Here is a 23,909-nt window from a genome sequence, read left to right as displayed (position 1 = left end):
AAGCCGGAAGGCGATGTTCATCACCCCTTCCTGCGCCTCGCTGAGGTTCATCAGCCGCGAAAGCAGAAGCGGCCCCATTTCGCTTACCGTGGCGCGAACCGGGTGGCCTTGCTCGGCGAACATGTCCCAGAAGGTCACCGGAAAGGCGCGGTAGGCAAGATCGAACCCGATCGTGGCGGCGCGTTTTGAAAACGCCTCGTGCAGCTTGCCTGCGGCGGTTCCCGGCATCGCCAGCCCCGCAAGGTCGCCCTTCACATCGGCCAGAAACACCGGCACCCCGGCGGTCGAGAACCCTTCCGCGAGGACTTGCAAGGTAACCGTCTTGCCGGTTCCGGTTGCCCCCGCGATCAGGCCGTGGCGGTTGCCGTATTTCAGCAACAGCTCCTGCGGCGTTGCATAGAGATCACCACCGCCACCAACAAAAACGCCGTTTTCCGTCAACACCGCGCCCACTCCCAGCAAGGATTCCGGAGCCACAATACAGTGTTAACCTTTCTCTGCCAGTGTTCCCTCGATCCGCGCCTCTGTCCTCTCGCGCGGATTACTTCCTCCCTGTCAGACTCGCCGCGCCGCCTGGCGCGGCGTCTTTTTGCCCCGAGAGGGGGTCGCGAGGCGGATTCTTGGCTGTTGACGGAAGCGGCTGCTCGCATTAGCGTCACCTGCAATGAAAGTCGGCCAGTCCGACAGGGAGATAATCGGAAAAGGGCACCCCGCGGGGGGCCCTTTTCTTTTGGTCAGCCGCTCACGCGAACGTGGCGGGTTTCCGCCCTGTGCGGCGGGGCATGGGGCAATTTGGTCGCTGACACCTTCTGCCTGCCGTGCTAATCGGGCCGCAACGCCTATTTTTTCAGGATGGAACCCATGGCTGACATGTTCAAACCTCTGGCACTTTCGCTGTTTCTCGGTCTCGCCGCACCCGCCTTCGCGCAAGACGCGGCACCGCAAGCCCCCGCCGCCGATGCTGCGGCGACGGAAGAAGTGGTGGTAGGCGAAACCTACATCGCGGCGACCCATGGCGACTGGGAAATGCAATGCATCCACAGCGCCGACGGCTTTGACCCCTGCCAGCTTTACCAGTTGCTGAAGGATTCCGATGGCAACGCGGTTGCCGAAATCAGCCTGTTCGGTCTGCCCCCGGGGCAACCGGCGGCGGCTGGTGCAACCATTCTGACGCCGCTCGAAACGCTGCTCACGCAGATGGTTGCGATCAGCTTTGATGGTGGCGAACCGCGCCGCTACCCCTTCACCTTCTGCAACTCGATCGGCTGCGTCGCCCGTGCCGGGCTTTCAAGCGAAGACATCGAGTACATGAAAACCGGCACCTCGGCGGTGATGTCGCTGGTGCCGATGGTGGCACCCGACCAGGTTGTGAGCGTGGCAATCACGCTGCCCGGGTTTGCCGCAGGCTACGAGGCAGTCAACGCCGCCAATGCCGCATCGGATGCCGCCGCCGCTGCCGCCGCTACCGCCGCTGCAACCGCGCCTTCTGTGCCATCCGACGCGCCGACGCCGCGACCCTGAGCCGCGCATTCCTTCCCAAACCGCGCAGCGCCGCCCAAGGGGCGGCGTTTGCCGTTTCTGCCTAGACCCGCGTCAGCGCCAGCACGGCGTTGAGCCCGCCAAAGGCGAAAGCGTTCGACAGCACGACATCGACACGCGCCTGCCGCGCCTCGTTCGGCACCACGTCTAGCGCGCAATCGGGATCGGGAACACGGTAGCCCACGGTCGGGGCAATCACCCCTTCGCCGAGCGCCATCAGGCAGGCAAGAAGCTCCACCGCCCCGGTGGCACCGATCAGATGCCCGTGCATCGACTTGGTGGACGAAATCATCAGCCGGTCGGCATGCGCGCCAAACACCTGCCGCACGGCGGCGCATTCGCTGCGGTCATTTGCCGCCGTGGCGGTGCCATGCGCGTTTATGTAGCCCACCGCCTCGGGCGCGAGCCGCGCATCGGCGAGCGCCCCGGCCATGGCGCGTGCCGCGCCCGCGACCGAGGGCGTCAACATGTCGCCGGCATCGGCCCCCATCGCAAAACCCGCGACTTCGGCCAGAATCTGGGCACCGCGCGCGCGGGCGCGATCATACTCCTCGAACACGAAAACCGCGGCCCCTTCGCCCTGCACCAGGCCGTTGCGGTCGGCGCTGAACGGGCGGCAGCCATCGGCAGACATCACCCGCAAGCCTTCCCAGGCCTTGATGCCGCCAAAACAGAGCATCGCCTCGGCACCGCCCGCCAGCATCACCGGGGTCGCACCCGAACGCACCATTTGAAACGCCAGCCCCATCGCGTGGTTCGACCCGGCGCAGGCGGTGGAAACTGCCAGTGTCGGGCCGCGCAGACCCAGCGCAATGCTGATCTGGCTTGCCGCCGCATTGTGCATGAGCCGCGGCACCACGAAGGGGTGAACCCGGTTCTTGCCCTCGGCATAGACCGCGCGGTAGGCCTCGTCGGAAGTGGTCAGACCGCCCCCGGCGGTGCCGATCACCACCCCTGCGCGGTCGGCAAGCTCGCCCTCAAAGACAAGCCCCGCTTGCGCCACCGCTTGCCTGGCGGAGACCAGCGCGAATTGCGCGAAGCGGTCGGAAAAGCCGATTTCGGCGCGGCTCAGGTGGTCTTCCGGAACAAAACCATGAACCTGCGCGCCGATCTTCACCGATAGCCGTTCCACATCGCGGAACTCCAGCGGTCCGATGGCGCAACGCCCCGCCTGCATCGCTGCCCAGGTCTCGGCCACATTGCGCCCGAGCGGGTTGATGCTGCCCGCGCCGGTAATGACAACCCGCGCCATGAGGCTAGACCTTGGCTGCCACGAGCGCCTCGACCCCGGCGATGACCGCGCCGACCGACGAGATGTCAAAGTCTGTCTCGTCCGGCTCGTTGGCATTGTAGGGCACGGTCACGTCGAATTTCTCTTCGATGGCAAACAGCGCCTCAACCAGCACCAGACTGTCAAAGCCCAACTCGTCAAGCGTCATGTCGAGCCGCACCTCGCGCGCGTCCAGCATCGCCTGCCGGGCGATAATGGCAATGATTTCGTCCGCAACTGCACTGGCCATGAATACCTCCGTTCAATCCTTGTCGCGCGCCCTTGTAGCAGCTTCGCGCAATTCTGCCACCTGCGCGAATAGTCGCCCGAGACGGCGCATGTACTTCCATGCCTCGATCTGTTGTTCCATCTTGATTGCGGGTGTGCCGAACAGGGCGCGCCCCGCGGGCGCGTTCGACAAGATCACCGTCGCCGCCCCCGCCACCACATCATCCCCGACGATGATGTTGTCGGTGACACCCCCCTTGCCGCCCAGCACCACCCTGTCGCCGATGCGCGCCGAGCCGCCGATGGCCACCTGCCCGCACAAGAGGCAGTCGCGGCCGATCTGCGCGTTGTGGCCGACCTGCACGAGGTTGTCGAGCTTGGTACCCGAACCGATCATGGTGGCCCGCACGGTGCCCCGGTCGATTGTGGTATTCGCCCCCACCTCGACATCGTCGCCAATCACCACGCCGCCGAGGCTTGCAATGCGCGCCCAGGCCTGCGGGTGCAGCGCGCCACGCTGGCCAAGCGTCTGGCGCACTTCCTCGGCAGCCGATTTTTCCGGGGTCACGAAGGAAAAGCCGTCACCGCCGATCACCGCGCCGGGCTGGCAGATGAAGCGCGCACCGATCTCGACGCGGGCGCAGATGGTGACACGCGGATACAGAAGCACATCTGCCCCGATCCGGCAGCCTTCGGCAATGCTGGTATGCGCGCCGATGCGGGCGCGCGGGCCGATCTGCACATCGCGCCCGATCACCACGAAGGGGCCAATCGCCGCGCTTGCGCCGATCTCTGCGCTTGGGTCGATCACCGCGCTCGGGTGGATACCGGGGGCGATTTCCGGGCCGGGATCGAACAGCCGGCTGATGCCCGCCATCGCATAGCGCGGCCGCTCGGCCAAAATCGCTGCGGCAAGCCCCAACCCGCGCCAATCAGCGCCCGCCCAAAGCAACGCCGCGCGCGCCTGCCCTTTATCAAGCTCGGCCGCGTATTCCGGGTTTCCGGCAAAGGCGAGGTCACCCGGCCCCGCCAGCGCGGGTTCGGCAACACCGGTGACGGTCAGCCCGACCTCACCTTCGGCGACAAGCCCAAGCATGCGGGCAATGGATGCTACGGTCTGCGGCATGGTTGGCCCCGGATCTTGCGCCGGGGCCACCTTGCCCCGCCGCTTCCGGTTCCGGTTTAGCTCTGCCACGAAGGCAGCGCCACCCCGGCGTTTTGCAGTGCCTGGTAAATCGCCTGATCGCGGCCATAGATGTCGCGGCGAAACTCGGTCCGGCCCTTGGCGTTGGGCCAGGCGGTGAAATAGACCAGATGCACCGGAACCGAGCGTTCCAGCGGCAGGATGCTTTCCTGCCCGGTGCGCAGATACCGCGCGAACAGCCCCTGCGGATCGCTGCTTTGCGCCGCCAGCAGCGTATAGGCAAAGTCGAATGGCTGCTGCAACCGGATGCAGCCGTGCGAGAAGGTCCGCGTTTCGCGCGAAAACAGCGATTTCGACGGGGTGTCATGCAGATAGATGTTGTGCGGGTTGGGGAACATGAATTTCACCAGCCCCAGCGCATTGCTGTTGGAGGGGGCCTGCTTCATGTCGAAGGGAAAGGTGTTGGCGTCGAACTGGGTGAAATCAAGCCCGCTGCGATCAACGACCCTGCCGCTCACATCGATCAATTGCAGATAGGAAACCGCGTTCGGGTCTGACTGGAGCATCGGCAGATACTCCTTGACGGTGATCGAGCGTGGCACGTTCCAGCTCGGGTTCACCACCATATGTTCCATGAAATCCGAGAATTCCGGGCTGCGGGTATCCTTCAGGTTCTGCCCGACCACGGTGACGGTCTGGAAGGTGACCTTGCCGTCGTCGATGATTTTTGCCGAGAAGTCGGGAAGGTTCACCCAGACGTGGCGCGCGCCGCGCTCGGTTCCATACATCCAGCGCAACCGCTCCATCGCCACCACGATCGCGCGCAGCCGTTCCTCTGGGTCCCGGTTGACCTCGCGCATCGTGGTCTCGCCCGCCACACCGTCGGCGGTCAGCCCGTTGTCGAGCTGGAACATCTGCACCGCTTGCTGGAGCGGCAGATCGTAGCTGGCCGAGGCGCTGCGGCCAAGATAGCCAAGCGCGATCAGCCGGTCGCGCAGCGCAATCACCGCCGGGCCGGTAGCGCCGGGTTCCAGTTTGCCTTGCGCCGGAACCTTCGGGCCCCAGCCACCGCGCGCCAGCGCCGCCTCGATATCGAACTTGGCGCGCATCAACTGGGCGTATTCAGGCACCTGCGGCGGCAGGCTGCGCAGGAAGGCATCAGGATCTGCACCCGCGAAACCATCCAGAATCGCCAGCCGGTCCTGCCGCTTTGGCTTGCGCACCAACCCATCTTCCAGCGCCGCAGGGTTGGTGACGACACCTACCTGAACATCGCGCGCGTAGGTCAGCAGCGTTGCCGACATTGCCGCCTCAAGCCGGGCGCGGTCGCGCTCGGTGTGCAGGCTGGAAAACCGCGCGGCCAGCGCCTCGGCACTGTATCGCGCGGCAGGAAGGCCATGCGCCGGGGCGGCGGCAAGCGCGGCAAAGAACGCGCCACGACGGTCGGCATCGGCCCCGGTGGTCCAGATCGGTTCATAGCCACGGTTGCCATAGAATGCGGCAAGCGCCGGGTCCGACGAAGCAGCCTCGGCAAGGGCCTGTTGAAACCCCGAAAGCTGCGCCGTAGCGGGCAGTGCAAGCCCAAGTACCAGAAGCCAGGCAACAAGAACCCGCTGCACCAGCCCGCGCCATGTGCCCGAATGTGTCAACTCCACCATACCCGCCTCTGAACCGGTCAAAACATTCACCGCAGGGTCAGACAAAATGTCGCGGCTGTCCACCCCCCGGCGCGCACATTCGCGTGCGCAAGCGCGGGCAGGGCAAACGCGACACAGTGCGATGCACGCGCGCAACAGCCGCGCGCTTTCGGCAAAAAGTGGCCGATCGGCATATGAATTCCCCTTGTGCGACAAAAGCGATGTTGGAAGGCGAATCGCTTTGTGCCATAAAGTTTCGGTGGTTGAGTGTGAACAATCGATTAAGCCGTTGGCAAATACGGCAAATACGGGACAGGCGAAGCGGAATGAACACAGGGTCAATTTCTCGGCGCGGCCTTCTTGGTGCCTTTGCGGCAACCATGATCGTCGCTGCCCCAGCCTCCGGCAAGCCATTCGGCTTTCTCAAGGGCGCTGGCGACATCCGCCGCATCCGCATGTTCTCGGGCCGCACCGGCGAGTCGATCGACATGGTTTACTGGGTCGAAGGCGAATACATCAAAGAGGCGATGGCCGAGATCAGCCGTTTCATGCGCGACGTTCGCAACAATCAAGTGATCGGTATCGATCCGCGCACCATCGACATTGCCGCCGCCTCGCACCGCCTGATGGAGGCTTCCGCCCCCTACAACATGCTTTCGGGCTACCGCTCCAAGGAAACCAACGATGCGATGCGCCGGGTTTCGCGCGGGGTTGCGGCGAATTCGCTGCATATCCAGGGTCAGGCCGCCGATCTGCGGCTTGATGGCCGCTCGGTCTCGCAGATCTACCGGGCTGCAGCGGCGTGCAATGCCGGTGGGGTTGGCAAGTACAGCCGCTCGAATTTCGTGCATATGGATTGCGGACCGCTGCGCACCTGGGGCAGCTGACCAATGCAGCCCTGCTGAAAAAGGTGCCGCTTTCGCGGCGCTTTTTCGTATTCAGCTCTGCGCTTCTTCCTTCAGCCGCTCGGGCTTTTCGGCGGCAAAATAGGCCTCCGCCTCTGCCGAAACCTCGACTTTCTCGAAACCGGTGATCATCGGGCGCACATGCTCGCGAAAACCGTGGCCGATGGTCAAGAGATAGACATGCAGCACCACGAAGGTCGCCACCGAAAATGCCGCAAGGATGTGGATATTCGCAACGATGGTCAGCCAGAAGCTCGCGTGATCCGCAGGTGCCCAGAAAGTGTAGCCCAGATAGGCCAGCCCCGAGATCCAGATGGCCGGGAACAGCACCACCTTCAGCGCCAGATAGGATAGCGCCTGCAACGGGTTGTGGCGGCGGTGATAGGCCTTGTGGTAGGGGTGCGGCTCGCCCTTGAACACCCCCCAGGCATAAAAGCGGATCACCGCGGGCAGCCCTTCGTAGCGCGGAATGAACTGCTTCCAGTTTTCCGTGGTAAAAAGCCAGAAGGTGGCAAACGCCCAGAGCACCAGCAAGAACAGCGCCGTGAGCGTGTGCAGCGTCACCGCAGCCTGGAACGGCAGGATCGGGTGCAGGCTCATGATCCGGGTGCCGGTGAACAGCAGCATCAGGATTGAGAGCACCTGCAACCAGTGCCAGATGCGGTTGAAACGCGAATATACCTTGACCAGACGCTCAGCCATGTTCAGCCCCTCCGCGCTTGCGCCGCGCCGCACCGAAAACGCGCAGCAGCGCGTGCCCGAGCACGCCCAACGCGCCCATCATGAAAACCAGCAAACCAAGCTTGCCGCCCATTCCCAACCCGCTGCCGGGCACATAGATGCCGGCGATATTGACCATGCGGCCGCCGGGCGAATGGCACTCGGCACAATCGACCGCGTCGCGCGCCGGGGCGACCATGTGCGCAATCGGCCAATACATGTAGGTGTCAACAAAGCCGAAGTTGCCCGAAAAACCCTCGCCGACATAGTCCATCCCCGCCTGCAACGATTTTGCCCAGTCGAAGTTGACCCAGAAGGCGGTGTCCGTGCCGGGACCATAGGCATGGTTGAAGGCAAGCCGGTTCGAGACGGTATCAAATGCCTGTCGCCCTTCCATCCGCTTGAACGGGAAGATACGCGAGTCCTGATCGGCGGCGTCACCATGCAACTGGTTGATCTCGACGCGCGAGGTCGGGTCGATCACGGTATCGCGCAGGGTGAAGGTCACGTTGCCATCAAACCACGCATAATGGGGCACCACGTTCTCGGCCCATTCGAAATTACCCTTGGTCGAGATGTAGCTATGCAACTCGGTGCCGTTGCCCTGCGTATAGCCGTGCTCGGAAATAACCTTGCCGTCTTCGGTCAGACGTCCGGCGGTAGACCAGTCCCACAGCGTCTTGGTGGCAATGCCGCCACGCGCGAAACTGGGAATATGGCAGCTTTCGCAGGCAACCCGGTCGGTGTGGTCATTGAGCTTCAGCCCGACCACGGTCGCCGGATGCGGCGCATTGGTATGGCACGAATCGCAGGCCGCGACATCCGAGGCCGCTCCGGGCAGGCGGTCTGCCGCATGCGGGTCGGTCACGTTGGTCGCAAAACGGCTGCCGTCGATGGCGTGACCCTCGGTCACATGGCAATCGACGCAGGTCATGTCGGCACCTTCGCTCGACATGTGCACATCGACATCGCGTGAGGGCGCGTAAAGCACCGAACTCAGATCGCCGTGTTTAACGTTGTCGCCGCCGCCGCCGTAGAAATGGCAGTTGCCACAATTATCGCGCCCCGGCGCGCCGACGGACTGCGCGGCTTCCGAGAGGTTCACCGCCCACGCCACAGCGCCCGTGATGGTTTTCGCCCCCGGCGCGACCGGATCAAGCGGCGGTTTGCCAGCTTGATTGTCCTGTTTGGCATACTGACCTGACGTATCATGGCAAGCCAGGCAATCAACCTGTGTCGGATCGGACGAGGCTTCTTCGCGCACGTCGGTCCAGCCATAGCCGATATGGCACGAGGTGCAACGCGCCTCGTTGCCCGCCACGTTACCACAGAAGGAATTCAGAACTTCCGATTTGCCGAGCAACTGCCCGGTCTCGGGTTGGGTGTAATCCCACTGCCAGTGCACCGTGTGCATGACCTGATCGGAGGCCTCGGTGTGGCAGCTAAGGCACGCTTGCGTGACCTCGGGCCCCGAGGCGAAGGGCTTTTTCAGCACCTCGAACTTGGAATGGTCGGCGGTGCTGCTGCCGACAAGTGCCGCCGCCGGCACCCCCGCCGCCGCAACCTCGGCCTGAGCAGCCACTGCTCCTCCCCACAAGATCGGCGCGAGCGCGAACGCCGCAAGTGCCCATGCGCGATGTGCCATCAGTACCCCGTCTAAAGTATGAAAAGATAACTCCCTGTAATTAGTTTACTGGAGACACATATTATTCTGCAAACGCCGAATTGACGCAGCGGCAGGGCATTGTGTCGCACCCCGCGCGCATTGCGCCCGCATTCCAGCCCCCGCGTCCAGCACCCGACAAGCCCGAATCGCTTGCATCAAGGTGCATTCCCGGCACCAAATGGGCGCGTAATGCTCGACTTCGCCTTGGGTGGCGCTCCACCCCAACCGGATCAGGGGACTGACATGGATTTCAGCATTTCGCGCGGCTTGGGCCTGATGCGGCAGACGGCACCTTTCGTGCTGTTCCGCATGGTCGTCTATTTTGCCATCACCGCCGCCTATATCATCGCCACCGGCACCGGCGCGGGCATCGGCTGGGGCATCGGTGGTTTTGGCGACGAGGAATTCCGCGCCTCATCCACGTTCTGGGGCGGCCTGATCGGTTTTGGCGGCGTCGCCGGGGTGCTGTTCTTCCTGCGCGACTATCTGCTTTATGTCGTCAAGGCGGGCCATATCGCGGTGATGGTCGAACTATTGCAGGGCGGCACCCTGCCGCAGGGGCGGGGCCAGATCGAACATGCCCGCGCCGTGGTGACCGAGCGGTTCGGTCAGGCTTCGGCACTTTTCGTGCTCGACCGGCTTATCAAGGGCGTGCTTGGCGCAATCACCGGTCTGGTGCAGGGCTTGCTTACCATTCTGCCGATTCCGGGGCTCGACAAGATCATGGGGCTGGTGCGCGCCTATCTGCGGGTTGCTGTCGGCTTGCTTGACGAGGTGATGCTGGCCCATGCGATCCGCACGAAATCAGACAATCCCTTTGCCAGCGCGCGCGAGGCACTGGTGCTTTACGGGCAGAACGCCAAGCCGATCATGATCAATGCGGTCTGGCTTACCGCCATCGTCTATGGCCTGTCGCTGGTGGTGTTTGTGGTCATGCTCGCACCCGCCGCCGCGGTGGTCTACCTGATGCCCGGCACGATCGCGGCAGGCGGCGTGGTGTTTGCGCTGCTGTTCGCCTGGGCGGCAAAGGCGGCGCTGATCGAACCCCTTGCCATTGCATGCATGTTGCAGGTGTTCTTCAAGGTCACCGAAGGCCAGACCCCTAACCCGGAATGGGAAGAAAAGCTCACCCGCGCCTCTGACAAGTTCCGCAAGCTGGGCGAAAAGGCGGCAGGCTGGGTGGGGCAGAAACCCGCCGCTCCGCCTGCGGCACAAAACGCCGCGCCCCGACCGGAATGACCGTCGGGGCGCAACTGGAACCTATTTGACGGCCTGTTGCTCAAGGTAGGCGATGACGGCCTTGAGGTCGTCAGCGCTAAGCTTGATGCCGTCCATTCCGGCAACGGTGGCGAGCGCCAGATGCACTTGGCCAGGGTTCTTGCCGCCAAGGTTCGGTGCCACCAGCACGGTTGCATCATGGCCATGGCACTCAACGCAGCCAAGGCCGTCGGGCCCGGATTCAAAGATGGCCTTGCCCATGGCCGCCAACTGGATGAAGGACGGCGAGGTCGAGGCAGGGGTACCCGCGGCACCCGGTGCAACGAGCGTGGCCGTCGCGGTGCCAATGCTGAGCAGATAGGCCGAAGCGGCGGCGATCTGTTCTTCGGTCAGCGTCAGCGGCTGCATCGCAAGCTGTTCAGCCAGCGCCGAGTGCACCGTGTTGAAATCCTGGCCAGGAACAAGCCCCCCGACGACCAGAACCGGGTCAAGGCCGTGGCAGTCGACGCAGGCGGCACCTTCCACACCCGTTTCGTAGATTGCCTTGCCCTTGGCGGCCAGGTCCGCATCTGGCACCGTCTGTGCCCAGCCTGTTGCCGCCCCGGCCAAGCCCAGGGCAATGGCTGCGACCGAAACCCTCGCGCTGCGCAGATGGTTCAAATTCATGACGACCTCCTCGTTCAGGGGCGACGCACCCAGGCACTGCCGCCGCAATTCGGGAAAAGGGCTCGACGCCGCGCTTGCCGCATGTGCCCAAGGCGCACACGACCCGAGGGGCGATGAAGCCCACACCAAGGTACCGGGCAGCGATACTGATCCGTGCCACCCGACTTAGGAACAGTGCGGCAAGATTCGCCCCTGCGCCATGACCCATATCAAATATGTATTTTCAAAAGAGCAAATGTAATCGCCCGGCTGCCTGCGACTTCGGAACCTTCGGTACCTTGGCAGCGGATAGTTACTGTGGGGCGTCGATCGAGTTGAGGTAGGCCGACACCGCAACCATTTGTGGCAAGGTCAAAAGCACGCCCTCCATCTGTTCGATCTGATCCATCACGTCATGCACCTGCAAAACCGTTACCCCGGTCAGGTCAGGTGCAACAAGAACGGTCTGGTCGTGGCCGTGGCATTCGACGCAGCCAATATGTGCCTCGGACGATTCGTAAAGCGCCTTTCCTTCGAGCACCAGTTTGCTCATCGGTGCCGCCGCCGGTGCCGGGGTCAGCGATTGCAGATAGCTCGAAACCGCGACCATCTGTGCCAGGTTGAGCGAAAGCGACTGCATCGCTTCGACATTCTCCAACGCGGTGTGAACCATCTGCACGCTGCCACCCTCGATGCTCGGACCGACAAGGCCCGTCTGGTCTTCGCCATGGCAAGCGGCGCAGGGAATACCGCCTATCCCTGCCTCGAAGATCGCCTTGCCCTTTGCCACCAGATCAGAGCCATCGGCAACCTGCGCCCTGGCAGGAGCCGCCAGCACGGATGCCAGCGCCGCAACTGCCAGTGCAACCCCGCGTCCGCTCCGCGCCAGTTCAAGAATTGTCACCATCGGATCCTCCTGCAACGACGCGCGCACCGGGCCGCGCGGCCCAGCTTGCAGCGCTATCGCGCCTTTCGTGCCGACGCGCTTTGATGTGCATCAAAGATACATATTTACTTGATCGATACCCTGCTTTCGCCGTGCACAAGGTGGACGAGCCGGTGGGCATTTGCCTAAGCCTCGGGCCATTGATGCAGATCAAGGAAGCGCAGACGTATCGGCGTAGGGTCCGGCCAAACCACCGACAGGGGGAAGGCAGTGACCGACTACAATGACGCAGGTGCAGCCGGGGCGATACATACCCGCCCCTCCAAGACAAATCCTTACGAAGACATTCGTTCCAGGGGTTTCCCGATCCTGACACGCACCGACTTTTCCGATGTCACATTTCTGCTGGAGGTCGAACACCCGGCAATGGCGCGCGCCGCGAAGCCCGGGCAGTTCGTGATCATCATTCTCGACGAGCATGGCGAGCGGGTGCCGCTGACCATCGCCGATTTTGACCGGGACCGCGGCACGGTGACGCTGGTGGTGCAAGCGGTGGGGAAATCCACCCGGCAGATGCAGGCAACGCTGCACGAAGGCGGCACGCTTTACGGCATCGTTGGCCCGATGGGGGTGCCGAGCCATGTATCGGGTGCGAAAAAGGTGATCTGCGTCGGCGGCGGTCTTGGCGTCGCGCCGATCTACCCGCAGGCCCGTGCCTTCAAGGAAGCCGGGGCCTACGTCATCGGCGTGGTGGGTTTTCGCAACAAGGATCTGGTGTTCTGGGATGACAAGTTCCGCGCTGTCTGCGACGAGTTCATCATCTGCACCGATGACGGCTCGGTCGGCATCAAGGGCCTCGTGACGCTCGGCATCACCCAGGCGCTGCAGGCCCATGTCGATGTCGACGAGGTGGTGGTGATCGGCCCGCCGATCATGATGAAAGGCTGCGTCGAGACCACCCGCCCCTACAAGGTCAAGACCATGGTCAGCCTCAACCCGATCATGGTCGATGGCACCGGCATGTGCGGCGGCTGCCGGGTGAAGGTTGATGACCGGATCCGCTTTGCCTGCGTCGATGGGCCGGACTTTGATGGCCACAAGGTCGATTTCGATGACCTGATGCTGCGCCTCAAGCGCTACAAGGCGCAAGAACGCGACGCTCTTGAACGTTACGACGAAAACTGCCGCCGCACGCAATTGCCGCATGAAGCCGGGGGGGCGCACTGATGGCCCGCAAGACGATCCGCTCGATTCCGCAGCAGCGCGCGCTGATGCCGGTGCAGGAACCCGAAATCCGCGCCAAGAACTTTGACGAGGTGGCACTCGGCTTCGACGTGCCGAACGCGCTTCTGGAATGCGAGCGCTGCCTGGTCTGCCCGCAGCCCGCCTGCATCGAGGGCTGCCCGGTCAACATCGACATTCCGGGCTTCATTACCCGGATGATCAAGCACGATTACCAGGGAGCCTATGATCTGCTGACGGATTCGACGCTTTTGCCCGCCGTCTGCGGCCGCGTCTGCCCGCAGGAAGACCAGTGCGAAGGCGTCTGCCCGGTGGGTGCGGGCGGCACGCTGGAACCTGTCGCCATCGGGCGGCTGGAACGCTGGCTGGGCGACCGCGCCATTGCCGAGGGCTGGCGCAAGGTCAGCCATATCGAACGGCAGCCTTTTCGCGTCGGCATCGTCGGGTCGGGTCCGGCAGGCATGGCCTGCGCGGCGGACCTTGCCAAGGCCGGGTGCAAGGTCACGATCTTCGAGGCGCTGCACGAACCGGGCGGCGTTCTGCGCTACGGCATCCCCGAATTCCGGCTGCCGAATTCGGTTGTCGATGCGGAGATCGGAGCAATCGAGGCGCTGGGGGTGGAAATCAAGTGCAACACGCTGGTCGGGCGGCTGTTCACCATTGAACAGATGCTTGGCGAGATGGGGTATGACGCGGTCTTCATCGGCACTGGCGCAGGCTCGCCGCGCTTCATGGACCTTCCCGGCGAGGGGCTGAATGGCGTGCTTTCGGCCAACGAGCTTCTGACCCGCTGCAACCTGATGCGCGCCGGTCAGTTCCCCGCCTACGACACGCCGCTGGGTCTGGGCAAACGCGTCGCGGTCATCGGTGCCGGCAATACCGCGATGGATGCGATGCGGGTAAGCCTGCGGCTTGGGGCGGAAGAGGTGCATTGCATCTACCGGCGCACCGAAACCGAATGCCCCGCACGCAAGGAAGAACTGCACCACGCCGAAGAAGAAGGCATTGAATTCCACTGGCTGACCAACCCGGTCGAGATACTCGGCGACGCGAATGGCAACGTGCGCACGCTGCGCTGCGTGCGGATGGAACTGGGCGACCCTGACGCGAGCGGTCGGCGCAGCCCGGTGGTGGTGCCGGGGTCGGAGTTCGATTTCGAGGCCGATACCGTGGTTTACGCAATCGGCACCTCGCCCAATCCGATCCTCGGGCAGACCTCGAAGCTCAAGCTCGACAAGCGCGGCTATATCCAGTGCGACGATAGCCTCGCCACCTCGCTTGCGGGGGTTTATGCGGGCGGCGACATCGTCACCGGTGCCGCCACGGTCATTCTGGCCATGGGTGCCGGGCGCAAGGCTGCGGCAAGCATCAAGCGCTACCTCGGCATCCGCGACTCGGGCAGGGTTTACGCGCCCGAGCATGCCGGGCTCGATGGCAGCATTTTCGGCATCGATCTGGCGGAACGCAACTTTACCCATGTGCGGCTGATCTAGGAAAGCAGGCAGATTATGGACAACAAAGCCGAACAGGCGGTGATCGAACGGCAACCGAGCAAACCGAGGCCAAAGCCAGCGGTGGTGCTGAGCGAGCACATCGTCGAAATCGTTTCCGACTCGGGCGAAGGCGCGCAACGCTGCGGGCAAAGCTTCGGTGCCATCGCGGCGCGATCCGGCAACGGCATCTGGACGGTGGAAATCATTCCCGCCGAAATCCAGCCCCCGCACCGCTCGGTGGCCGGGGCTTCGGGCAACCGGGTGCGCTTTGCCTCTGGCCCGGTGACAAACGGCGGCAACGAGGCCGACCTCGTGGTGGCCTTCAACGAACAGGTGCTGCTCAGCCGTCTGCACGCCGACGAGATCAAGCCCGGCGGCATCATCCTGATGGAAAGCAAATGGCGCAATGACCGCAACGCGGGCATCGCCGCCTCTTACGCGCAGGTTGTCGAGGAGATCCGCACCCGCGGCTTTCGCGTCTATGAGGTGCCGATGGAGGTGGAATGCCTCAAGCTCGTGCCCGACCCGCGCAAGGGCAAGAACATGTTCGTGCTCGGCATGCTCTGCGGCATCTACAGCCTTGATGAAGGGCTGGCGCGGGCGCAGGTGGCGCGGATTTTCGGCAAGAAAGACCAGAAGATCATCGATGCCAACATCGAGTTGCTTGATGCCGGCCGCAGCTGGGCAGAAACCAACCTCGATCTGCGCTTCACCGTTCCGGCCAAGCGCGCGACAGAAGCGCAGGTGGTGATGAACGGCAACACCGCGCTCGCGCTCGGCGTGGTCGCCTCGGGTATGGAAGTGTGCGCGATGTATCCGATCACGCCCGCCACCTCGACCTCGCATTACCTGAGCAACATCTTCGAAAAGGTCGGCTGCGTCGTGCACCAGGCCGAAGACGAGATTGCCGCCTGCGCCTTCGCCATTGGTGCCAGCTACGCGGGCAAATGCGCGGTCACCATCACCTCGGGCCCCGGCCTCTCGCTCAAGCAAGAGGCGCTTGGCCTTGCGGTGATGGCCGAGATCCCGCTGGTGGTGATTGACGTGCAGCGCGGCGGCCCCTCGACCGGGCTGCCGACCAAGGTGGAACAGGGCGATCTGATGGCGGCGATTTTCGGCGGTCACGGCGATGCCCCCAAGGTGGTTATGGCACCCTCGACCATCGAGGACTGCTTTTATTCGGTCATCACTGCGCGCAAGATCGCCGAAACCTTCAACATGGTGGTCATGCTGCTGTCGGATGCGAGCCTTGCAACCGCCCAGCAACCCTTCCCGCGACCGAGCTTCCGCGAAGACTGGCTGGCCCCGCCGGTCAACCAGAGCCCGGTGCCCGAAGATGCCAAGCCCTATGACTGGGATCCGCGCACCGGCATTGCCACCCGCTTCATCCCCGGCCAGCCGAACGGCATGCACTGCCTGACCGGCCTTGCACATGACCGCGACAGCCATGTGGCCTACGACCCCGAGATCAACGAAGAAGGCTTGCTCAACCGCTCGCGCAAGCTTGCGGCGCTGCAAACCACGCTGCGGCTGCCGCCGCTTTGTGGCGGCGACAGCGGCGAAATGCTGTTGATCGGCTGGGGCAGCACGCTTGGCGCGATCGAGGAGGCGGTGGGAATTCTGCGCGCCCAGGGCATCGCGGCCTCATCGCTGCACCTGAAGTTCCTGCAACCGATGGCTTCTGGCATTGGCGAGGTGATGAAGCGCTTCACCCATGTGATGAGTATCGAAAACAACTGGAACGACCCGCTTTCGGACCCGCTCATCACCCCCGAAAACCGCCGCTATTCAAGCCTCGCGCTGCTGTTGCGCTCGCGTTACCTGGTTGACATCGATTGCTGGGGCAACGCCCGGGGGCAACCCTTGAAACCCACCGCAATCGTTGCCGCCGTGCGCTCCAAGCTTGGGAAGGAATAGCCCGATGTCCGAGAATCTTTCCGCCTGCATGATGCGCATGGTCGAAACCGACTATGCGCTATCGGACTACCAAAGCGACATCGCGCCGCGCTGGTGCGTCGGTTGCGGCGATACCGCGATTTTGACCGCGATGCAGAAACTTTGCCGCGATGAGCAACTGGCCCCTGAAAAGACCGTCTGCGTATCCGGCATCGGCTGTTCCAGCCGACTGCCGCACTACATGAACGCCTATGGCTTTCACGGCATCCACGGCCGTGCCTTGCCGGTTGCCGAAGGCGTGAAAATCCGCCGCCCCGACCTCGACGTGTTCGTCACCACCGGCGACGGCGACTGCACCTCCATCGGTGCCGCGCACTGGATCCACGCGATCCGCTACAACATGAACATGACCGTGCTTTTGCACGACAACCAGATTTACGGGCTGACCAAGAAGCAGGCCTCGCCCACCTCGCCGATCGGCCAGAAAAGCAACACCACGCCCTTTGGCTCAGTGCTCTTGCCGCTCAATCCTCTGACCGTGACACTCGGGGTTGCCAACGTGTCGTTCGTGGCGCAGGCGGTGGACTGGATCCCCGATCTGCTCTACGACATCCTGAAAAAGGCGTTCCATCACCGTGGCTTGTCCTTCGTGCGCATCTTGCAGCGCTGCCCGGAATTCATGCAGCACCGCTTTGACGACTATGTGCGCGACCCCTCGAAAATGCGCATTCTCACCCATGGCAACGGGCTGCGCCTCAGCCCCGAGGTTTCGCGCGTCTACAAGAACCAGGAAACCCACGACCCGCTTGATATGGGCCGCGCCCTGGCGATAGCGGCGATTGCCGACGAAATTCCGGTGGGCATTCTCTACAACGATCCCTCGGTGCCCTGCTACGACGATCTGCGCGCCGGCGAACGGCCGTCGACCCCCGCGCTGGTCGAGACCGTGCTGCGGGAGGAATTCGACAAGGTCACGATCTGGCCCGATGACGCGGAACCGGTGGCAGCGGAGTAAAGACATGCAGCACCAGAAAATGCCCGGAACCACGCCCAGCCATGGCCCTGCCAGCGCAGTCAACCGCCCCGCGCTTTTTGCGCGCTATGGCACACTTGAAGATTTGCGCTACGACTACCCGCTTGTGCTGGTCGAGGATGACAAGGGCGGGACCCAGTTCCGCCCGCTGATGCGGCTCATCGACGACGCGCTTGGTGCTGTCGCCCAGCCGGGCCCGGCAGGCGAGGCGCAACGCCAACAGGTGCTGCGGCTCGAGGCCGCGATACGTCGCCGTGTCGCCGCAGGTGAAAGCGGCCGCCTTTCAGACCTGTGGCGGACCTCGGCGGCGGCGCTTTTGCAGGCGCAGGGCGAACAGCCCTTCGGCCCGATGGACACCAACCTTGACCGCGCGCGCGAGCGGCTGCATGCCGATGGCATGGTGATCGGCTGCGATGCGGCCACACCCAAGGCGGTGCTGAGCCATGCCTGGCACGCTGTTCACCGCGACAAGGCCGCGGCCTTTCGCAAGAAGGTCGATGGCCTGATCTTGCGGCTTTCCGACATCCTCAAGGCCGACTTCATGAAATCGGACGAGGCGCATGGTGCCGAGGCGCTGAAATCTGCCGTCGGCCAAGCCGATAGCGTCGGCATCGATTTTGGTGCCCTGTCCGGCATTCTCGCCCGCGCGCGGCCGGTGGACAGGCTGCCCGAAGACCGCTTGCATCGCATTGGCTGGGCGCTTTCGGTGCTTGGCGGCCAGCGCTTCTATGGCCCGGTGCGCGGTTCCGAACTGCTGCCCGGCCAGCCCAAGCCGCACAGCTACATATTCGAAAGCTGCGCCAGAGCGCTTGATGCCTACCGCGAGCGGCTGCCCGAAATGGTGGAATTCGTGAAGGCGCTGACCACGGCAGAGCTGGAAGCCGAGGGCAAGTATCGCCCTGCCCAGCACGACCCGGTGCTCAACGCTTACGACGAAAGCGACCTTACCGCGGAACAGGAAGCCTTGCTTCCCGCCGCGCTGGTGCTGCTGCGCGACGGCGAGGACGACATCGCCGAAACCGTGCGCGCCTTCGAGGCACTGGCATCGGGCCTGCCGATCAAGGTGCTGGTGCAGACCGACGACATTCTGGGGACCACCTCGCCCGAACCATCTCGCCACGCTTTTGGCGGCGGCTCGGCGCGGCTTGCGGCAATGGCAATGGGCACCAACAACGCCTTCGCATTGCAGGTTTCCTCGGCGCATCTTTACCGCATGCGCGATGCCCTGGTGCGCGGCATGCGCTACGATGGCGCGGCGCTTTTCTGCGTCTATTCGGGTGCCACGCCAAGTGTGGAGGGGGTCGCCCCCTACCTTCTGGCGGCGGCGGCAACCGAGTCGCGCGCGTTTCCGACCTTCTGCTACGACCCCTCGGCTGGCCCCGACTGGGCGCGGCGGTTCGACCTTGCCACCAACCCGGCGCTGGAGGCTGATTGGCCCGGCTATCGGCTCGATTTTGAAGATGGCACCGGGCAGCGGCTGAGCATCGATACCGCCTTCAGCTTCATCGACTTTGCCATGTGCGATGCACGCTACGCGCGCTACAGCCAGCCGATTGCGCAAAAGGACTGGTCCGAAAAGATGCTGCCTGCCGCCGATTGGCTGACACTCGAACCGGCCATGGCGGTGGCGCGGGTTCCCTATGTGCTTGGCATCAACGCGCACAACGAGTTGACGCGCTGCGGCGTGGCAGAAAAGGTGGCCGAAGCGGCAACCCGCGCGATTGATGCCTGGCGGCGCCTGCAAGAGCTTGCCGGCATTCGCAATTCGCACGCCGAGCGGTTGCTTGCCGCCGAGCGGGTGAAGTTCGAGGCGCGGACGGCCGAGGCGGTGGCAAAGGCTGTTGCGGCAGCCGCCGCTGCCGCCCCCGCAAGCGTCGGCCCGGCACCGACCGTCGCCGTTGTTGCCTCCGTCCCGGCGGCCAGTCCCGCCAGAGCCGCAGCGCCATCCGCAGCGGCCACGGCGGCACCCGCTGCCAGTGCCGCCGCCGCGCCGCCTTCGGACCTGCCCTGGATCGAAACCGCGCGCTGCACCACCTGCAACGAATGCACGCAGATCAACGCGCAGCTTTTCGCCTATAACGACAACATGCAGGCCTATATCGTCAACCCTGACGGCGGCAGCTTCCGCCAACTGGTCGAGGCGGCTGAAGGCTGTCAGGTGTCGATCATTCACCCCGGCAAGCCGCGCAACCCGGACGAGCCCGACCTGCCTGCCCTGATCGAGCGCGCCAAGGCCTTTGCCTGAGGCAGTGCTTTCGTTTTGTCCGCGTCGGCGCTATCTTGCGCCGACGCGGCGCTTTGCCGCATGGGGGGCCGCAATGCTCGACGGGTTTCAAAGGCTTCGCTCCATCGTCAACGATCCGGCGCTGACGCCTGCGCAAAAGGCGCATGCGCTGGCGGTGCAGGCGGAAAACCTGCTGGCCTACCCCGCGCTTGATCCTGAAACCCGCGACGCGCTTGATGCGCGCATCATCTGCGACATGTACGAGGGTGCGGCACCCTACCGGCCGCGCTATGTGCTGGCCGATTTCTCGGTGGTGCTGGAAAAGGGTTCGTGCTGGCTTGAACTGCCGCCCCCCGAAACGCTTGATGATGCGCTGAACACGCTGATGATTGCCTATCATCATGTGCCCTCGATCACCGGAATGCCGGTCTATATCGGGCAACTTGACGCGCTGCTGCTGCCGTTCTGTGCCGGTGTCTCCGACGACGAACTTTACAGCAAGATCAAGCGCTTCTGGCGCTATATCGACCGGGTTCTGCCGGACGCCTTTCTGCATGCCAATATCGGCCCGACCGATAACGCGGTGGCCCGCGCCATTCTGCGGGTGGATGCCGAGCTCAAGCAGATCGCCCCGAACCTGACGCTGTTTTATGACCCCGCAGTCAGCACCGAGGCGCTGCTGGCGCAGGCGGTGACCAACATCACCGAATGTTCCAAGCCGCATATCGCCAACCACCCGATCCACGCCGCAACCTTTGACGAAGCGGGTTACGGCATTGTCAGCTGCTACAACGCCCTGCCCTTGCGCGGCGGTGCCTCGACCCTGGCACGGGTGAACCTGCGCGAGGTGGCGCTGCGGGCCAAGGGGATCGAGCATTTCCTTGGTGAGCTTCTGCCCCGCTATGTCGAGACCTGTTTCAACCTGATGCAGGCGCGCATCGATTATCTCTATGACGAATCCGGCTTCTTTGAAAGTTTCCTCGTCACCGAAGGCTGGATCGACCGCGACCGTTTCACCGCAATGTTCGGCGTTTTCGGCATGGCCGAGGCGGTGGACATTCTGCAAGGCAAGGCAGGCCTGACGGGCCGCTATGGCCACGACCAAAACGCCAACGCGCTTGGCCTGCGCATCACCGAAGCTCTGGCCGCGATGGTCGAGGCGCGCCCGATGCGGAATGTCTGGCGGGGGCGCGCAATGCTGCACGCGCAAGCCGGGCTTTCGACCGACAGCGAAACCACCCCCGGCATCCGCATTGCCTATGGTACCGAGCCCGACCCGGTCGCCCATGTGCAGGCGCTTGCCCCGCAGCACCGCTATTACGCGAGCGGCGTGAGCGAGATCCTGACGCTGGACGAGACCGTGAAGGCAAACCCGGCCGCAGTGCTTCAGCTTTGCAAGGGAGCTTTCGCCAGCGGCTTTCGCGAATTTACCGCCAATGTTGCCTCGAACGATCTGGTGCGGGTGACCGGCTACATGATCCGGCTTTCAGATGTCGCCCGCCAGGATGCGGGCGAGGGTTCGCGCACCAACACCACCGCGCTTGGGGCCGAGGCGGCCAAGCTCACCGGAATTCTGGCGCGCAAACCACGGGTAGTCGGGCAGGAACTCGATGCGGGCCAACGTCAGTAAGGTTCTGCGCTGGTCGGCGGTCGATGGCCCCGGCAACCGGCTGGTGCTGTTCCTGCAGGGCTGCAATTTTGCCTGCCCCGGCTGCCACAACCCGCATACGATCGGCATTTGCAACAACTGCGGCGACTGTGTTCCCGCCTGCCCGCAAGGCGCACTTTCGCTGACCAATGGCACCATCGCCTTCGATGCCGCGCGCTGCGACGAATGCGACCTCTGCCTGCGCGCCTGCCCGATCAGCGCAAGCCCGATGACTGAAAGCCTGACAGTCGAAGACGTGCTGGCGATGCTGCGCCAGAACCTGCCGTTTCTGAACGGCATAACCATTTCTGGCGGCGAGGCGACGGTGCAGGCAAAATTCGTCGAGGCGCTTTTTGCCGCGATCAAGGCCGATCCGGCACTTGCGGCGCTCAGCTGTTTCATCGATTCAAACGGCCACCTCGGGCCGCAGGGCTGGCAGCGGCTCATGCCGGTGACCGATGGGGTGATGCTCGACATCAAGGCCTTTGCGCCTGGCACCCATGCCGCGCTGACCGGGCGCAGGAACGACAAGAGCCTTGAAAGCGCGCGCATTGCCCAGAAGGCGGGCAAGCTTTACGAGTTGCGCTTTCTGATGGTGCCGGGCTTTACCGACAGTGACGCCGAAATCGATGCGCTGATCGCTTTTGCGCGCGGGCTTGGGCCGGTGCGCATAAAGCTCAACGCATTTCAGCACCACGGCGTACAGGGGCCCGCGCGCGACTGGCCAAAGATGCCGCGCGCCTGGGTCGAAGCCGCCGCCGCAAAGCTGCGGGCGGCGGGGCTGGGCGAGGTGGTCACACCTTCGGTCTGGCTCTAGCCGCCGCAACTCTGGCCGTTATTTCCAGGCGCTCCACGGGAACGGTTTCACGTCGCTTTTCCCGGCAAGAAAAAGCGAGGCCACTTCCAGCCAGTGCGCCAGACCTTCGCCAAAGCTCTTGATGCCTTCGTTGCGGCTTTTGCCGATCAACATCCAGAGGAACTGGATCACGGCACAGAGCGTCAGCAGAGTTGTGGCGACCCGGAGCAGCACCAGCATCACCAGCATCAAGAGCCCGTGCATCCAGATGTTCTTCGGCAGATCGCTTGCAACAGCTTCGGTCGGGGTTTCAGGGGGGGGTGTATCCGCAATTTGGTCCATCTTGCTCTCCTTTCGCGGCAAGCCCCGGCACGAGGCCGCCACTTGCCGCAATTCCAGCGACTTCGGTGGGCATTTAACACCCAATCAGTCGCCCGCGCCATGACCCGGATCAAGCCAGCAGGCGTGCCCGGTCACCGCACTGTATCATATCCGGACCCGGCCCGGGGATCGCACCGATTTACCCCGCCCCATGCCCGCCCGCGCGCCGCTCTGCCAGCTGCGCGCGCCAAGACCAGATCAGGCGCGAAACGGCACCCCAGCGCGAGGTCTGAATGTAGCGCCGCGCATCAAGCGGCGGCGCAAAACCGATCCGCCTATGGCCATTCTCGGCGCTGGAAATCGCCGCAAAGGCGGCGGCCACCGCCCGCAGGATGATCGCCCTGCGCTCTTGCCGGTCGCCGCCGCGCTTGCTGAACCGGGGAAAGGTCGGGTTCGGGTTCATCTCGAAAATCACCGGATGCCCGCTGACCATCCCGTAATCGATCCGGCCAAACTGAAGCCCTCCGATATCGGACATCTGCATGAGCGCCTCGGCATGCGGGTTGTCGCGCACATAGGCGAACTCTTCGGCGTTGAAAGCCTCGGAAAGCTCGCTTTTCGCGGATTTCACCACCCAGTCGGCGCTGCGCAGGATGTGCTGCGGAATGATCTGGTCCCCAATCCGGAAAGCGCCGTATTTGCGAAAAAGGCCCTCGCGGTCAGGCTCTGACTCGAAACTGACCGCGACCCGGCGCTTGAGCGGCCGACCGGAGCCGCGCAGATCCGCGATGGCGGCATCAAATGCCTCATCCGAGGTGATAAGCCCGGTCTCCGAGCCAAGACAGCCGTCCTCAAGCCGCAGAAACACCGGGTAACGCGCCGGGCGGTCGCCGCCGTCGAGCCGGGTGATCTCGACCGGGTTCAGCCCGACCCGATGCAGGCGGCGCAAGAGCGGGTAGCGCTCGGCGGCGTGGCAGGGATGGTTGAGGATCAGGGTTTGCGGATTGTCGCGCAGCGCCGCCTCGGCGATTGCAGCGGCAGCCATCATGCCAAAGCCGTCAAGAAACTCGAAGTCGGTGAAGATGAGCGTGCCCGCTGGAAATGACAGCCTTCGGAATGCCTGCTGATAGGTAACCAGACGGATCGGCGGCAGGCCGCTTCGCGCTTCGGCCAAAAGCTTGCGCGCCGGGTTCCGGTTCATCTCGTGAACGAATAGGACAATCATTCTGCGCTCCCTTGCGCCGCCATCTGCTGGCAGACTGATCGCGGGTAGCGCGCGCCGCAAGCCCGATCCGCGCGGCGCGCGGCAGTGAAATCCGGCATGGTGCAGCCGGTCGGCTTTTCGTAAGAAGAAACTGACAAGGGCTTCGCCGCAACGAATAGCGGCAGACAGTGGGG

The 23,909-nt window shown here is 63.8% G+C and carries 21 protein-coding genes; 10 read left to right on the top strand and 11 right to left on the bottom strand.

What is annotated here, in order from left to right; translation table 11 throughout:
* Window positions 1-453: helicase HerA-like domain-containing protein (locus tag Q8J98_RS10260; RefSeq protein ID WP_370868078.1), on the bottom strand; the 453-nt coding region annotated here is incomplete at its 3' end.
* A gap of 408 nt (window positions 454-861) precedes the next feature.
* Between Q8J98_RS10260 and Q8J98_RS10255 the strand changes: the two genes are divergently transcribed.
* The gene (locus Q8J98_RS10255) at window positions 862-1,521 is read left to right on the top strand and encodes an invasion associated locus B family protein (protein ID WP_305294253.1); all 660 of its coding nucleotides are present in this window, start codon (window positions 862-864) and stop codon (window positions 1,519-1,521) included.
* A 61-nt stretch (window positions 1,522-1,582) separates the two neighbouring features.
* On the opposite strand, the gene Q8J98_RS10250 is transcribed toward Q8J98_RS10255, so the two are convergent.
* From Q8J98_RS10250 to Q8J98_RS10235, 4 genes are read right to left on the bottom strand one after another with little or no spacing between them, the layout of a single operon-like run.
* On the bottom strand, window positions 1,583-2,791 hold the full coding sequence (locus Q8J98_RS10250) for a beta-ketoacyl synthase (RefSeq protein ID WP_305294252.1): 1,209 nt from the start codon (window positions 2,789-2,791) through the stop codon (window positions 1,583-1,585).
* Window positions 2,792-2,795: 4 nt separating this feature from the next.
* Window positions 2,796-3,059, bottom strand: a complete 264-nt coding sequence (locus tag Q8J98_RS10245; protein ID WP_305185049.1) for an acyl carrier protein — start codon at window positions 3,057-3,059, stop codon at window positions 2,796-2,798.
* Window positions 3,060-3,071: 12 nt separating this feature from the next.
* Entirely contained in the window at window positions 3,072-4,163 is a 1,092-nt protein-coding gene (gene lpxD, locus Q8J98_RS10240) for a UDP-3-O-(3-hydroxymyristoyl)glucosamine N-acyltransferase (RefSeq protein WP_305294251.1), read from the bottom strand.
* 56 nt (window positions 4,164-4,219) lie between these two features.
* On the bottom strand, window positions 4,220-5,839 hold the full coding sequence (locus Q8J98_RS10235; RefSeq protein WP_305294250.1) for a murein L,D-transpeptidase: 1,620 nt from the start codon (window positions 5,837-5,839) through the stop codon (window positions 4,220-4,222).
* Window positions 5,840-6,144: 305 nt separating this feature from the next.
* Here Q8J98_RS10235 and Q8J98_RS10230 point away from each other — a divergent pair, with 305 nt between their 5' ends.
* Window positions 6,145-6,705: a DUF882 domain-containing protein gene (locus Q8J98_RS10230; protein ID WP_305294249.1), complete on the top strand. Its 561-nt coding sequence runs from the start codon at window positions 6,145-6,147 to the stop codon at window positions 6,703-6,705.
* Between the two features lie 51 nt (window positions 6,706-6,756).
* On the opposite strand, the gene Q8J98_RS10225 is transcribed toward Q8J98_RS10230, so the two are convergent.
* A complete protein-coding gene (locus Q8J98_RS10225; protein WP_305294248.1) occupies window positions 6,757-7,425 on the bottom strand; it encodes a cytochrome b/b6 domain-containing protein in 669 nt (222 codons plus the stop codon).
* Window positions 7,418-9,088, bottom strand: coding sequence for a tetrathionate reductase family octaheme c-type cytochrome (locus tag Q8J98_RS10220; RefSeq protein WP_305294247.1), 1,671 nt, complete (start codon window positions 9,086-9,088; stop codon window positions 7,418-7,420). Before Q8J98_RS10220 ends, Q8J98_RS10225 begins: the two co-directional genes overlap by 8 nt.
* 264 nt (window positions 9,089-9,352) lie before the next feature.
* On the opposite strand from Q8J98_RS10220, the gene Q8J98_RS10215 reads away from it, so the two are divergent.
* Window positions 9,353-10,348, top strand: coding sequence for a hypothetical protein (locus Q8J98_RS10215; protein ID WP_305294246.1), 996 nt, complete (start codon window positions 9,353-9,355; stop codon window positions 10,346-10,348).
* A gap of 21 nt (window positions 10,349-10,369) precedes the next feature.
* Here Q8J98_RS10215 and Q8J98_RS10210 read toward each other — a convergent pair whose 3' ends face one another.
* Both Q8J98_RS10210 and Q8J98_RS10205 read right to left on the bottom strand, forming a co-directional pair.
* Window positions 10,370-10,993: a hypothetical protein gene (locus Q8J98_RS10210; protein ID WP_305294245.1), complete on the bottom strand. Its 624-nt coding sequence runs from the start codon at window positions 10,991-10,993 to the stop codon at window positions 10,370-10,372.
* A gap of 292 nt (window positions 10,994-11,285) precedes the next feature.
* Window positions 11,286-11,879 carry a hypothetical protein gene (locus tag Q8J98_RS10205; protein WP_305294244.1) on the bottom strand — a complete coding sequence of 198 codons (594 nt, stop codon included), beginning with the start codon at window positions 11,877-11,879 and terminating at the stop codon, window positions 11,286-11,288.
* A gap of 249 nt (window positions 11,880-12,128) precedes the next feature.
* Between Q8J98_RS10205 and Q8J98_RS10200 the strand changes: the two genes are divergently transcribed.
* The 7 genes from Q8J98_RS10200 (at window position 12,129) to Q8J98_RS10170 (ending at window position 22,211) form a co-directional block, all read left to right on the top strand.
* Entirely contained in the window at window positions 12,129-13,085 is a 957-nt protein-coding gene (locus tag Q8J98_RS10200; protein ID WP_305294243.1) for a sulfide/dihydroorotate dehydrogenase-like FAD/NAD-binding protein, read from the top strand.
* Window positions 13,085-14,593: an NADPH-dependent glutamate synthase gene (gene gltA / locus Q8J98_RS10195; protein WP_305294241.1), complete on the top strand. Its 1,509-nt coding sequence runs from the start codon at window positions 13,085-13,087 to the stop codon at window positions 14,591-14,593. The genes Q8J98_RS10200 and gltA overlap by 1 nt, the downstream gene beginning before the upstream one ends.
* A 15-nt stretch (window positions 14,594-14,608) precedes the next feature.
* Window positions 14,609-16,510 (top strand): 2-oxoacid:acceptor oxidoreductase subunit alpha, encoded by a 1,902-nt coding sequence (locus tag Q8J98_RS10190; RefSeq protein WP_305294240.1) that lies wholly within the window; start codon window positions 14,609-14,611, stop codon window positions 16,508-16,510.
* A gap of 4 nt (window positions 16,511-16,514) precedes the next feature.
* A complete protein-coding gene (locus tag Q8J98_RS10185; RefSeq protein ID WP_305294239.1) occupies window positions 16,515-17,504 on the top strand; it encodes a thiamine pyrophosphate-dependent enzyme in 990 nt (329 codons plus the stop codon).
* A gap of 4 nt (window positions 17,505-17,508) precedes the next feature.
* Complete coding sequence (locus Q8J98_RS10180) at window positions 17,509-19,767, top strand: ferredoxin (RefSeq protein WP_305294238.1); 2,259 nt, start codon at window positions 17,509-17,511, stop codon at window positions 19,765-19,767.
* Between the two features lie 73 nt (window positions 19,768-19,840).
* Entirely contained in the window at window positions 19,841-21,376 is a 1,536-nt protein-coding gene (locus Q8J98_RS10175) for a YjjI family glycine radical enzyme (protein ID WP_305294237.1), read from the top strand.
* Window positions 21,357-22,211 carry a YjjW family glycine radical enzyme activase gene (locus Q8J98_RS10170; RefSeq protein WP_305294236.1) on the top strand — a complete coding sequence of 285 codons (855 nt, stop codon included), beginning with the start codon at window positions 21,357-21,359 and terminating at the stop codon, window positions 22,209-22,211. The genes Q8J98_RS10175 and Q8J98_RS10170 overlap by 20 nt, the downstream gene beginning before the upstream one ends.
* Window positions 22,212-22,229: 18 nt before the next feature.
* On the opposite strand, the gene Q8J98_RS10165 is transcribed toward Q8J98_RS10170, so the two are convergent.
* Window positions 22,230-22,532: a DUF4389 domain-containing protein gene (locus tag Q8J98_RS10165; RefSeq protein ID WP_305185064.1), complete on the bottom strand. Its 303-nt coding sequence runs from the start codon at window positions 22,530-22,532 to the stop codon at window positions 22,230-22,232.
* A 178-nt stretch (window positions 22,533-22,710) separates the two neighbouring features.
* Window positions 22,711-23,736, bottom strand: coding sequence for a hypothetical protein (locus Q8J98_RS10160; protein ID WP_305294235.1), 1,026 nt, complete (start codon window positions 23,734-23,736; stop codon window positions 22,711-22,713).
* Between the last annotated feature and the right edge of the window lie 173 nt (window positions 23,737-23,909).

The organism is Phaeovulum sp. (assembly GCF_030684035.1).
In the GTDB taxonomy this organism is placed as follows: domain Bacteria; phylum Pseudomonadota; class Alphaproteobacteria; order Rhodobacterales; family Rhodobacteraceae; genus UBA6213.
Note: the sequence above shows the minus strand (reverse complement) of the source record. Positions and strands in the feature narration are given on the sequence as shown.